Origin of the sequence: Fictibacillus sp. B-59209, assembly GCF_036216745.1 — a bacterium.
In the GTDB taxonomy this organism is placed as follows: domain Bacteria; phylum Bacillota; class Bacilli; order Bacillales; family Fictibacillaceae; genus Fictibacillus_C; species Fictibacillus_C marinisediminis.
This window is the reverse complement of sequence record NZ_JARMMC010000001.1, coordinates 78239-89663: the sequence shown is the minus strand read 5'-3', so window position 1 is coordinate 89663 and position 11425 is coordinate 78239. Positions and strand designations below refer to the sequence as shown.

The 11425-nt window shown below is 46.3% G+C and carries 14 protein-coding genes; 2 read left to right on the top strand and 12 right to left on the bottom strand.

Annotation, left to right across the window (positions count from 1 at the left end; all coding sequences use genetic code 11):
- Positions 1 to 453: 453 nt before the first annotated feature.
- The 3 genes from P4361_RS00455 to P4361_RS00445 are packed head-to-tail and all read right to left on the bottom strand — an operon-like array spanning position 454 to position 2943.
- Positions 454 to 1830 carry a dipeptidase gene (locus P4361_RS00455; RefSeq protein WP_328087749.1) on the bottom strand — a complete coding sequence of 459 codons (1377 nt, stop codon included), beginning with the start codon at positions 1828 to 1830 and terminating at the stop codon, positions 454 to 456.
- A 26-nt stretch (positions 1831 to 1856) separates the two neighbouring features.
- Positions 1857 to 2240, bottom strand: a complete 384-nt coding sequence (locus P4361_RS00450) for an MmcQ/YjbR family DNA-binding protein (protein WP_328087748.1) — start codon at positions 2238 to 2240, stop codon at positions 1857 to 1859.
- A gap of 1 nt (position 2241) precedes the next feature.
- Positions 2242 to 2943, bottom strand: a complete 702-nt coding sequence (locus P4361_RS00445; RefSeq protein ID WP_328087746.1) for a winged helix-turn-helix domain-containing protein — start codon at positions 2941 to 2943, stop codon at positions 2242 to 2244.
- 92 nt (positions 2944 to 3035) lie between these two features.
- On the opposite strand from P4361_RS00445, the gene P4361_RS00440 reads away from it, so the two are divergent.
- Positions 3036 to 3647 carry a flavin reductase family protein gene (locus P4361_RS00440; RefSeq protein WP_328087744.1) on the top strand — a complete coding sequence of 204 codons (612 nt, stop codon included), beginning with the start codon at positions 3036 to 3038 and terminating at the stop codon, positions 3645 to 3647.
- Position 3648: 1 nt separating this feature from the next.
- Here P4361_RS00440 and P4361_RS00435 read toward each other — a convergent pair whose 3' ends face one another.
- From P4361_RS00435 to P4361_RS00425, 3 genes are all read right to left on the bottom strand, one after another.
- Positions 3649 to 3999, bottom strand: coding sequence for a DUF3147 family protein (locus P4361_RS00435; RefSeq protein ID WP_328087743.1), 351 nt, complete (start codon positions 3997 to 3999; stop codon positions 3649 to 3651).
- The gene (locus P4361_RS00430; RefSeq protein ID WP_328087741.1) at positions 3983 to 4399 is read right to left on the bottom strand and encodes a MarR family winged helix-turn-helix transcriptional regulator; all 417 of its coding nucleotides are present in this window, start codon (positions 4397 to 4399) and stop codon (positions 3983 to 3985) included. The genes P4361_RS00435 and P4361_RS00430 overlap by 17 nt, the downstream gene beginning before the upstream one ends.
- Positions 4400 to 4479: 80 nt before the next feature.
- On the bottom strand, positions 4480 to 5745 hold the full coding sequence (locus P4361_RS00425; RefSeq protein ID WP_328087739.1) for an MFS transporter: 1266 nt from the start codon (positions 5743 to 5745) through the stop codon (positions 4480 to 4482).
- A 115-nt stretch (positions 5746 to 5860) separates the two neighbouring features.
- Here P4361_RS00425 and P4361_RS00420 point away from each other — a divergent pair, with 115 nt between their 5' ends.
- A complete protein-coding gene (locus P4361_RS00420; protein WP_328087737.1) occupies positions 5861 to 7627 on the top strand; it encodes an ABC transporter substrate-binding protein in 1767 nt (588 codons plus the stop codon).
- A gap of 40 nt (positions 7628 to 7667) precedes the next feature.
- Here P4361_RS00420 and P4361_RS00415 read toward each other — a convergent pair whose 3' ends face one another.
- From P4361_RS00415 to P4361_RS00390, 6 genes are all read right to left on the bottom strand, one after another.
- Positions 7668 to 7862, bottom strand: a complete 195-nt coding sequence (locus P4361_RS00415) for a hypothetical protein (protein WP_328087735.1) — start codon at positions 7860 to 7862, stop codon at positions 7668 to 7670.
- Positions 7863 to 7888: 26 nt separating this feature from the next.
- Positions 7889 to 8014 carry a hypothetical protein gene (locus P4361_RS00410; RefSeq protein WP_328087733.1) on the bottom strand — a complete coding sequence of 42 codons (126 nt, stop codon included), beginning with the start codon at positions 8012 to 8014 and terminating at the stop codon, positions 7889 to 7891.
- A 67-nt stretch (positions 8015 to 8081) separates the two neighbouring features.
- Positions 8082 to 8492, bottom strand: coding sequence for a hypothetical protein (locus tag P4361_RS00405; protein ID WP_053356847.1), 411 nt, complete (start codon positions 8490 to 8492; stop codon positions 8082 to 8084).
- 17 nt (positions 8493 to 8509) lie between these two features.
- A complete protein-coding gene (locus P4361_RS00400; protein ID WP_328087730.1) occupies positions 8510 to 9082 on the bottom strand; it encodes a hypothetical protein in 573 nt (190 codons plus the stop codon).
- Positions 9066 to 9857 carry a hypothetical protein gene (locus P4361_RS00395; protein WP_328087729.1) on the bottom strand — a complete coding sequence of 264 codons (792 nt, stop codon included), beginning with the start codon at positions 9855 to 9857 and terminating at the stop codon, positions 9066 to 9068. The genes P4361_RS00400 and P4361_RS00395 overlap by 17 nt, the downstream gene beginning before the upstream one ends.
- Positions 9858 to 9974: 117 nt before the next feature.
- Entirely contained in the window at positions 9975 to 11414 is a 1440-nt protein-coding gene (locus P4361_RS00390; protein WP_328087728.1) for an amino acid permease, read from the bottom strand.
- Positions 11415 to 11425 lie beyond the last annotated feature (11 nt).

The window sequence follows — 11425 nt, the reverse complement described above, 5'->3', positions numbered from 1 at the left end:
GCGCTAGCGCCTGCGGGTTTCACCTGTCACGCTCGTCCCGCAGGAGTCTCGCACCTTCCACTACAATCAACTTTTCACCGAAGATTTTCTAAACAAAAGGAGCTGCCAAAAGGTCAATTGATGACTTTCTGTACAGCTCCTTTTTTATTAGGGTTGTCCAAGAAGTCTGGAAACTGCTGATTTCCGTTCCAGGCNNAGCCTCTTGGTGCAAGCACCGGCCGGAGTCTCACCTGTCACGCTAGTCCCGCAGGAGTCTCGCACCTTGCACTCCAATCAACTTTTCATTGAAGATTTTCCACGCCAAAAAGGAGCTGCCCAAAGGTCAAATTTTAACTTTCAGGACAGCTCCTTTTTTATTGGAGTATGATTGTTTTTACCTGCCGCCCGATTCCGTCTGCCCCAAACCCACGAAAAAACCCAGGCTCAACACCAGCCTGGGTACTATACTCTCTCTTACAGCTCTATTTTCGCGACATCTTCCCAGTAATGGCACAGAACGCGCATCCCTTTATCAAAATTCTCAAGATGGAAGTGCTCATTTGGTGCGTGGAAGTTTTCATTCGGCAGGCCGAATCCCATCAATACAATCGGCAGGTTAAACAACTGTTTAAATGTTGCGATGATCGGAATGGAACCGCCGCTTCTTATATAGGAAGTCTTCACATCGTACACTTTTTCATAAGCCTCGCCGGCTGCCTGAACATAAGGATGATCGATCGGCGTCAAGTAAGGATGGCCTTGATCAAAGCGAGACATTTCTACTTCAACTCCAGCTGGGAGATGCTTCGTGATATGCTGTTTGAGCTGTTCAACAATCTTATCAGGATCCTGATTCGGCACAAGGCGGCACGAAATTTTCGCATGGGCTTCTGACGGCAGTACTGTTTTCAAACCTCCGCCTTGATAGCCGCCATAGATCCCGTTCACCTCAAGAGTCGGACGGGTCCATGTGCGCTCAAGGTAAGAGTAGCCTTCTTCACCGTATAACTCATTCACACCTAATTCCTTCTTCACTTCCTCCTCATTAAACTGAAGGGAAGCAAACTCTTCCTTCTCCTGTTCGGTAACCGTCAAAACATCATCATAGAAACCATCCACCAAAATATGTCCGTCCTCACTATGGAAGGAGTCTACGATTTTAACGAGTGCATGAATCGGATTCTGAATCGCCCCGCCATACAATCCGGAGTGAACATCTCCGCTCGGTCCCTTCAAGTCGATCTGCAGGCCGCACAATCCTCTAAGTCCGTAAGTGATGGCGGGTTTTCCTTTTTCGATCATGCCTGTATCCGAAACCACGATCAGGTCAGCAGCTAATAAGTCCTTGTGTTCCTCCGCAAAAGCAGGCAGGTTGGGGCTTCCCATCTCTTCCTCGCCCTCAATACAGAACTTGAAGTTCAACGGCAAGGTACCTGTTGTTTCTAAAAAAGCTTCCAGTGCTTTAAAGTGCATAAAGGTCTGGCCTTTATCATCACTCGCCCCACGGGCATAGAGCTTTTCATCACGAATCTCGGCAGAAAAAGGCGGGCTGTTCCATAGCTCGACCGGGTCGACAGGCTGGACATCATAATGGCCATAGATGAGGGCAGTCGGCTTTCCTTCTGCCTTAAGCCATTCACCATACACGACCGGGTGGCCTTTTGTCTCATATACCTTTACATTATCCATGCCTAGCTGGCGTAAGGATTCTGCGGTCCATTCCGCTGCTTTTTCCATATCTCCCTTGTGCTCTGTCTGCGTCGAGATGCTTGGTATGGCGAGAAAATCTTTCAGCTGGCTCAAATGTGTATCTCTGTTGCTTGCAAGGTACTCTTCTATTTTATCGTTCATGGTATGTACTTCCTTTCCTCTTCGCATTATTGGTTTTCTTCCAGCAATTTTACCAAACGCTTAGGCGCCGTCCGCTGATAGGCTTCAAGAATCAGGCTATGAATCTCTTTCCAGTTCACCCCGCCTGAATGGTAGATCGAGGTCCAGCCATGCTGGCCGATGTAAGCAGGTCTGAAAAACCGCTCCTCTTGAAGAAGAATTTCCTGAGTTTCCGGCAGTGTTTTTATCGCCAATGAAGTGCCCTGTTCATTCTCTCCCATGATGACGAAGGGCTTGTCCTTCACACGGAACGATGTATGGCCAAAACCATCGACATGCTCTTTAACTTCCGGAAAACCAATACAAATTCCCCGGACCTGCTGCAGCATCTGCTTGCCTGTCTCTGAAACGATTTCTTTATGGCTTGCCACCTCACTTTCCCTCCTTTAAAAGGTCCATTCCGAACGTTTCCTTCAGTCCTTTTTTCCCCTCTTCTGTTACCTTAACCGCCCGGTGCTGCGGAACTCGCTCAATCCATCCCCGCTCCAATAATTGTTCCAAAAGGGCATTGCCCAGCGCTCCTGCCAGATGATGGCGGCGCTCACTCCAATCCAGGCACCGATGGGAGAAGGACCGGCGTTTCTTGCTGATTGTTTCAAGGTCGATGGCCAATCCCTTGAAAAAATGAACGCCTTCTTCCGTTACGATAAAATTCTCCTCATCTTCGTCCAAAAAACCTGCTTCCAACAATGCATCGGTCAGCTGAACTCCGACGCTGCCCGCCAGATGGTCATAGCACGTTCTCGCAAACCTCATCGCCTTGTCCTGTGAGGACTGTTTCAGTGATTTGATTTTGACAGGAGGGGCGATTAAAAGAAAGGACTCCATTACCTTCGCGACCTCTTCATTATAAATGCCATAATAGCGGTGCCGTCCTTGTTTTTCCTGTGCGATCACACCGGCCTCCTGCATTTTTGAGAGATGAAAGCTTGCTGTCTGCGGTTTGATGCCGGCCATGCAGGCCAGTTCGCTCGCCGTATGAAATCGGCCGTCCATCAAGACCGTTAATATGGCCGCGCGTGAAGACTCGCTTACGATCGAAGCAATTTCAGCCACATTCGATTGTGCCATCAATCTCATCGCCTCCTTTTACATCCATACTTCGATGAACATCGAAGAATTCCTGCTTTATACTGAATCCGAATCCAATATAAAGGAGAATACAAATGAAGACTCTGCCAAACACCTCAAGCATCACACCGAAAATTTTATACTACGGAACACCTGTCGTTCTGCTAACCACATTAAATGAGGATCGCACGGTCAACATCAGCCCCATATCGTCCTCCTGGGCACTCGGCGACTGCATCCTATTAGGCATCGGAATCGGTGGAAAAGCCATAGAAAACCTGGAGAGAACACCGGAATGTGTGCTGAATATACCAGACGCCTCGCTTTGGGAACAAGTTGAAAGACTTGCTCCTTATACAGGAAAAGATCCGGTTCCACCATACAAACAAGAGCTTGGCTTCACCTACAAAAAAGATAAGTTTGAAGCAGCAGGTTTCACTTCCACTTCATCTATTTCAGTCCAGCCTGAAAGAATCGCAGAATGCCCTCTGCAGATTGAAGCCGAAGTAAAGCAGATCCGGATTCCCGAGTACTCACCGTTCTTTGCGATTGTGGAGACCCAGGCTGTCAGCGTTCATGCCCACACCGGCATCATCAAGGGGGAAAATCACATCGATCCTGCTAAATGGAATCCTTTAATCTATAATTTCCGCCATTACTTCAGTCTGGGAGAAGAGCTCGGAAAAACATACCGTTCGGAGACGTAAACTACCGCAGATTCAATAGAGCCCCTGAAAGAAGGAGCTTTTGAAGGACCAAACACAACCCCCATCCGCCGATCCCGAGTACAATCGACAGAAAAAAAGGCATGGAATGCTTAAGGGAAAAAGCGACAACAAAAATCAAGACGATGGTGCTCGGCAGCCCGTACAGAACACCATATAAAAACTGGCTCAGGTGATCGGTCCGCTCTCCTTGTGTATAGAGCCAAAACAGACTTAACAGGCTGACCAGCGGAAGAGCCGCGATAATTCCTCCATAACGGGGGGAATGTTTGGCAAGGGCGGTAATCATACCGATCACCAGCGCCGAAAATGTAATTTTAACGACTGTATACATGCTTTGCCTCCGTTCTTAGCTTCTCAAACGCGTCCAAAATCTCTTGTTGTTCTTTTTTGCTCAAACGGCCCAGAACGTTCTGCAGCTTTTCTTCGTCCAGTTCGGTGTTCCGTTTGAGTACTTCCTCTCCTAACCCGGTCAGCTTCACATATACCGCTCTCTTATCCGTCGCCGATCGTTCTTTTTGAGCATAGCCTTTATCGATCAGCCTCTTCACATGCTCGGATGCGGAATGATGCGTAATCTGCAGGACATCTGCCAAAAAGGCAACCGTGGCATCCTTATTCTTTTTCACCGCCTGCATGCACCTCACATTTTGGTGGGTCAACCGTTCTTCGTGTTTGTAATGCAATAAATAATACAGATCGGTCCATATCTCATTTATGAATTGAATATTCATCCTCTTCACCTCTTTTTATATCGTACAATACGATACATTTTTTATCAAGAAGGAGACGCACATTAAACGCCTCCTTTTTTTTATATTGCTGCCACTTTTTTCGTTTCTTTTTTAACCGCCTTGTTCAGCGGTCCCGTTACTTTTGTAAAACAGTAGATTCCGAGCATTCCGGACAAGAGATAGGATAAAGCCATGCCCCAGGAAGGAACGAAGGAACCGATCGTGATTCCCGCAGCTCCCAGGATTTTTGCCATCTGGAAGGTTAATCCATGCACCGCCATATAAGAGCTCCGTGCATCGTCATTTACGATATCAGCCATCATGGACTGTTTGACTGGAACGTACATGAGCTCTCCGATTGTTGCGATAAAGATGGAAACAAGCAGCAATCCCGCTGAATTGCTGTAGCCCAGTACTGCATAGCCTGCAGCATACATCCAAAAGCCAGTATAAATGACTTTCTGGTCCGAATACCGGCTCATCCAGCGTGTGACGAGAACCGTTCCTGCAACAACAAGCACCGTATTGAACGTCCGGATCCAGCTGATCATCCGCAGACCGTCAAGATGGTAGGAAAACAGATCGCCGAACGTTACAAGCCGGGACGTGAATTCTTCCTCAAGACGTACGGAAATATAATTCCCTGTTTGAAATTCAATACTGACGATCAGTGTGGATGCTAGACTGAACCATAAAAACATTTTATCTTTCATGACCGTTTTGTAGTTGCTTGCCATATCCTTGAACACATTCACTTTTTGCGGAACAGCCGTCTGGGTGTAGGATTCTTTCATCACATAAGCCACCAGATAAAGCGTGAAGATGCTGACAAGAGTTATGGCAGTGAACAGCTCAAACCGGTGAGACTTAAACAGGAATCCTCCGACAATGGAACCGAGCGCAATCGACAGGTTCACGGCCCAATAGTTAATGCTGTACATGAACTTCCGGTTTTCCTTCGTACTGACGTCGATCAGCATTGCCTCAGCCGCCGGATTCATCAGCCCCGAGCTGATGCTTTGTATGAGCATCATGAACGAAGTGAGCCAAGCTGAATCGTACCACGGGGAATTGGCTGCTGTCATGAACACGAACGCCACAACCGTAATCAGCTGGCCAACGACCATCACCTTTTTCCGCCCGACCCGGTCCGAAACATAGCCTCCGTAAAATCCGACCAGGATGGATACGAACACGTTGATCAGCAGGATGATTCCCGCAAGCGCCTGCCCGAGCTTGGCAGACAAGTAGATCGCCATAAACGGAAAAATCATCGTTCCGACCACGCGTGTCATAAATGATGTAATAATCCTTATCTTTATATTAGGATGCAAATCCCGAAACATAGCTTCTCCCTCCTTTTACCATTTCTTCTATCTGCTGTTTATTTTCCTCTAGTAAAAGGGGAAGAAAAAGTGTAAAATTCAGAAAAGAATTTCACCTTTTATGGAGGAAACCCGCATGGAAATCCTTGATTACTACATCATCCTGCATCTGCAGCATCCCGAAAAGATCGATGAAACCCCGGCAGAAGTCACCGTCAGCCAGCTGGAAACCTTATTTTTCTGTACGAAACGAAACGTCAACCTTCTCTTAAAACGGATGGGCGAGGAAAAATGGCTCACGTGGATTCCTGGAAAAGGCCGCGGCAACCGTTCAAAGGTCCTTTTTCATTACAGCCTGGAAGAAGCGGTTGAGGCTCACTTTGCAAAACTGCTGGCGAAGAACCAAATTACAGAAGCCGCAGAATTTCTGAACCGGCCTCTTCTGCCTGAACACTTGGCGAAAAAGCTTCAAGCCCGAATTCAGGACAACTTCGGCCTTCAGGTCAAACAGACCATCTCAAGCTCAGTCGACCTGCTGAAGATTCCGATGAGACGCCCGCTTGCCGCCCTTGATCCCGCTCATTCCTATACAGCAGCAGAAGCACATTTTGTACGGCAGATCTTTGATACGCTCGTGAACTACAACTCAGTGACCGGGAAGTTCGAGCCGCACCTTGCCCACCATTGGGACGTCAATCCTGATAAAACGGAATGGACCTTTTATTTACGGAAAAGCGTGCGGTTTCATCACGGCAGGATCCTTACTGCCCAGGATGTAAAATATACGCTGGACCGGCTGCAGGATCCTTCGGTGCAATCACCTTACCGCCACCTGTTTTCCGAGATCCAATCCATCCAAACATTCAATGATTACGCAGTGAGGATTATTTTAAAACGGCCGAATGTGTTCTTTTTGCATTACCTCAGCTCCTACCACGCGCCGATTGTGCCGCATGATGTTCCGATCATTACGGGCAAAGAACTCATCGGGACCGGGCCGTTCAAAGTGATACAGTATAGCGATAAGGTGTTTATTCTGGAAGCATTTGATGAGCACTTCAACGGACGGGCACTGCTCGACCGAGTTGAGCTGTGGTTCGTGGAACTGAACGCTGACCGGATTGTCCACTATGAGCTGCCTGGCAGTGAGGCGACAGAAAACCGCCACATGAAGGTGAACAACAACGGCTCTCACTATTTAGTCTTTAATTTTCAAAAGGAAGGTCCACACCACGACCTGTACTTCCGGCAAGCGGTTGATGAACTCATCGATCGGAACCGGATGATCGCCGAGCTTGGCGGACGGCGGAACAGCCCGGCGAGCAGCCTGTGGCCAGAGCGCAGCCAGCATTCATCGTATCCCCCAACTTCATTGGATCGCGCCATTGCATTGTTAAGCAAAAGTTCGTATCAAGGAGAGACTCTTACCTTTAAGTATTTGGATTATACGAGCGAGGGATTGAGAGAAGCGGAATGGCTGCAGAAAAGATTCTCGGAAGCAGGTATTTCTGTGGAGCTGTCGCCTTATTCTCTGCTGGATCCGCAGCCCCTTGACGCAGAGATCCTCTCCAAAGGCGAAGTGCTTGAGAGGGATACCCAATACGGCTTCCTTTCCTTTATAAAAAGTGAACGGAGCATGCGTACCCTGCTGTCTGAAGAACAAATTAAGATACTGGATGAATACTTAGCCCGGTTCACGCGGGAAGAAAGCTATGAGAAACGGGATTTGATCCTGGAGGAAATCGAAAAATATATTGAGGACGAAAAGATCCTCCTCCACATGTACCATATCGCCAAAGAGTGGAACTATCCTGTACTGCTGAAGGGTGTTCGGCTGAATGACTTTGGATGGGCGGATTTTCGGAAGTTGTGGGTGAAACCTGAGGTCGGGAGCACTAAATAGCAAAAAACCACGGATTAGCCGTGGTTTTTCTATTTCTCATTTATTTTTTCTTTATTTTAGCCAATTGTGTAATGGTTTTGCCTTTGTAAGTCCCTTTAATAAAACCTATGTTTCTTGCAAAGTAGCTTTTGTACCCATCACTTTCTGTAACTTCTACCACATGTGTAACGTTCCTGCCATCGTCTTTATGGTTTTGTGACAGAAGTAATTTTACTCTTTCCACCTTCTCCTTCATAACCCGAAATCCAGCTTTGCCCTTTTTTAATAGGATACTTTAATTGTGTTAACGGTTGCACTGCTTGCAGATGCCGCATGGACAGCTTTCTCATTGTAAGAAACCCCAAGCAGGAGAGCAAAAACGACCAATAATTTCAGCAGGTGTTTCATGGTGTATCCCCTTCAATGTGTTCTCTTTATTATCGGATTTCCATGTTATCTTTTACAGTATCTGTATTTATTTCTTAATACGTAATTCGCCTCTGCCGTTCTCACAAAGACCTGCCCACTCTAATATGCAGGCAACCGGGGTAATACGGCGAAAAACAGATTTCCCTAACTGCTTTTTATAGACTTTGTATGCAATTCGTCCTTCTACAGAATCAACGGGAAGGCCAGACTCACCGAGTTTACAGGTCATTGCATCGCCTTTTATTGCACGCCCGTTCTTTTCTTCCAGCAGAGAAACAGTCTCCGTAAAAGCCTCCCACGGCAAAAAGGGAGATGTATGCAAATTAGAAACGTATATTCCTTCTTCGGTACACTTTGCATTAAATGTTCTGTTTCCTTTTAACAAGGGGATCTCTACCGGCTTTTCTGTGTGGTTAAACGCCTGTTTAATTATTTGAATAACCTCTTGTTTGTCCATCTTAATTATCCTTTTGACTATATCTTTCCGAACAATTTGATGCGGATGTCTTCAGGTGAAGAAATTTCGGCAAGCGGGAATTCCTGGCCGGTTGCACTCAGCAGGCCCCAGTATCTTTTTTTGTATTTGTCTAATGGTGTACTCGTCCATTTTCCGTTTTCTTCTTTTATATTAAACTCGTTTTCCAAATAAAAAGGATTATGATATAGCCAGTGATCCGAAATGGAAGGAAGACGGTTCCAGTAAGTAAAATCATAACTGTACTCATTAAGTGATATGATAGGATATCCAATTTCAGGCTGAAGCTCAACTTCAATGCCATATAAGGTCCCTTCTCGCACTTCATCCAATTGCGGCAAAGGAGAGTCTGTTTCTTTTTGATAAAGCTTAATAAAATTGGTAGTAAGCCAGCCCTCTGGATAAGCATCCGACTTCCAGCGCAAAAACCTCGGCGTCAAACTGACAAACCCTTCTTCCTTCCCCACCCTATCCAGTTCAGCAAACAATAGGTCCAAATTTTTATAAGTTTCCTGCAAAACCTGAACGGCATTCGTAATATTTTCCCCTTTTGTTTTAAGCGTTGAAGACATAGTGCTCTTCCTCCTTTATTGTTTGGGTGTTCCAACTCCAGCTCACCGTGTTATTGAGTGATTCCGGCGAAAACTGATAATGTTCATCTGACACTTCTTGCGCCAATAATCTTTGGGAGAAGCCCGTAAAGCGTTCAAATCCTTTTTTCCGTAAAAGCTCCTGCAGGTCTTGAACGATTTGCTTCCTCCCCAAATCAAGATCGCCAAACGGCAGCTCATTAAGCGTCTCCAGCACATCTTCCCACGATAAAAAACCAAGGTGAACACACGGTTCAATAATAGAGCGACTCCGAATGGCCTCTTGCACACTCTTCATCGTGACGAACGGTGCCAGAAAAATAAGGTAAGCCGTTTTTCCTTCGCTGATTTCAGCCAGCATTCTCGCATAACGGGCAAGCTGGTTTCTGCTTTCTTTGTAATCAATCTGCAAATCCACGGCATCTCCATCATCCTCAGACGACAACCCGCTCAAGTATTTTACTTCGATCCCTGCAAAGGTCCCGCCTAGCTGGAGCTGAAGATCAATTTCTCCCTCGTGATGTTTTGGCCAGAACTCAAACACCGCGTCAAAACCTCTCTCTTTTTCAATAAGGTTGCTCCACTGCACATGTTCATCGTCCTGTTCAAATATTGCCTTTTTCAGGATATGACCCAGAGCGGCTTCAAACGGCAAATAGCGGATGGTGCCAAAGAAATTACCTGTCAATAAATCTTCCAAACGGTTAGATAAATTGCTTCCGGTCGTCGATAATTTGTTATGTATATCAGCTAACAAAACGAACCCTCCTTTCCTTTTAATGTAGCAAACTTTTTCCGTCTTTTATAGAATTATTTTCCAAATCAAAAAGACCAACCTGCTAAGCAGATTGGTCTAATTTTTCTTATATATATTTTAATTCTCCACCGAAACCGAGGATCCATCGCTTTTTCGACGTTGCTTATTTATCAACGGATAGATAATAAAGCCGGCAAGGAACAAGCCGATTCCGAGGCCAAACGTCTTAAGGTCAGATGTCCCTGTTTTGATTACCCATAAGGAGTAAATTAGTGCCAAAACAGCAATGATGACATCCTTGACTCGCCCGCCTTTTGATCCTTCAATGGCTTCCCCTTTTAAGGTGAGCTTCAGGAAAAAGACGGCAGAAACAAGATATGGGATCAGATAAGCAAGTGTAGCTGCTGTCGTCAGGAATGTATACGCCTGACTGATGGTTCCTGAAATCGTAGAGAAAATCAAAATCTGTGACATCGCATTTGTAACAGTAAGAGATCTTGTTGGACTTCCTTTTTTGTTCACTTTTGCAAAATACGCAGGAAAAGTCCCCGATTTTGCCGCTTGATAAGGAACCTCTGCGCTTAAAAGGATCCAGCCAATCGTTGCCCCAAATAAGGAAACGAGTGCGAGAATAGCCATGACATTTGCACCTGCACTGCCGATTATGGCAGAAAGAGCATCAACGAAAGGTTTATCAGAGGCTTTTAAGACTTCCGGAGGCAAGATTCCCATCGTCAGAAGCGTAATGGCCATGTAAATCACAAGAGCAACAATGAGTCCGAAGATCGTAGCGCGGCTCACATCCCGCTGTGATTTCGCACGTCCTGATAAGATAACGGCCGATTCAATACCGATGAACGCCCATAGCGTAGAGATGGCTGCCATTTGCACCTGGCTGAACAGTCCATGTGACGTCCCGCCTTCATCAACGACAGGTGTATAGAACTCACCGAAATTGGATGACTGGAATGCAAAAAGAGCTGCCACAATAAAGAGTGCAAAACCGGCCACTTTTGATGCTGTTGCAACAAAATTCAATTTTCCAGCTCTGTTCATGCTGCTCACCAAAATAAAGTGAATTCCCCACAGCAAAACCGTACAAACTCCAAACGTGATGATTTTACCGAGCCGGATGTCCTGTGATCCGATCGAAAAAATAACATTTTGAGCTCTCATTATCGGCAAGAAGGTAGACAGGTAACCGGCAAAGCTTGTGACCATCGCCACGTTGCTGATCCAGTTGGCTATCCAATAGCCCCATACCATGCTGAAGCTGGCCAAGTTTCCATTTTTCTCTGATTTAAACATCGCGCGTGCATAGCTTTGCGGTCCAGCAGTTAAGTCCGGACGGCGGATGGACAGCTTACTGAAGATCAGCGCAATCATCATGACACCAAAGCCCGTGACAAGCCAGGCAACGGTTACTCCAAGCGGGCTGGCTGTTTGAGCCAATGAACTTGGAAGCATGAATATGCCTGAGCCAACCATATTTCCGATAACGAAGGCGGCTAAAAGCCAGAACCCCCATTTTTTTGTTGTATTCGTAGGTGTATTCATCTAAACCTTTC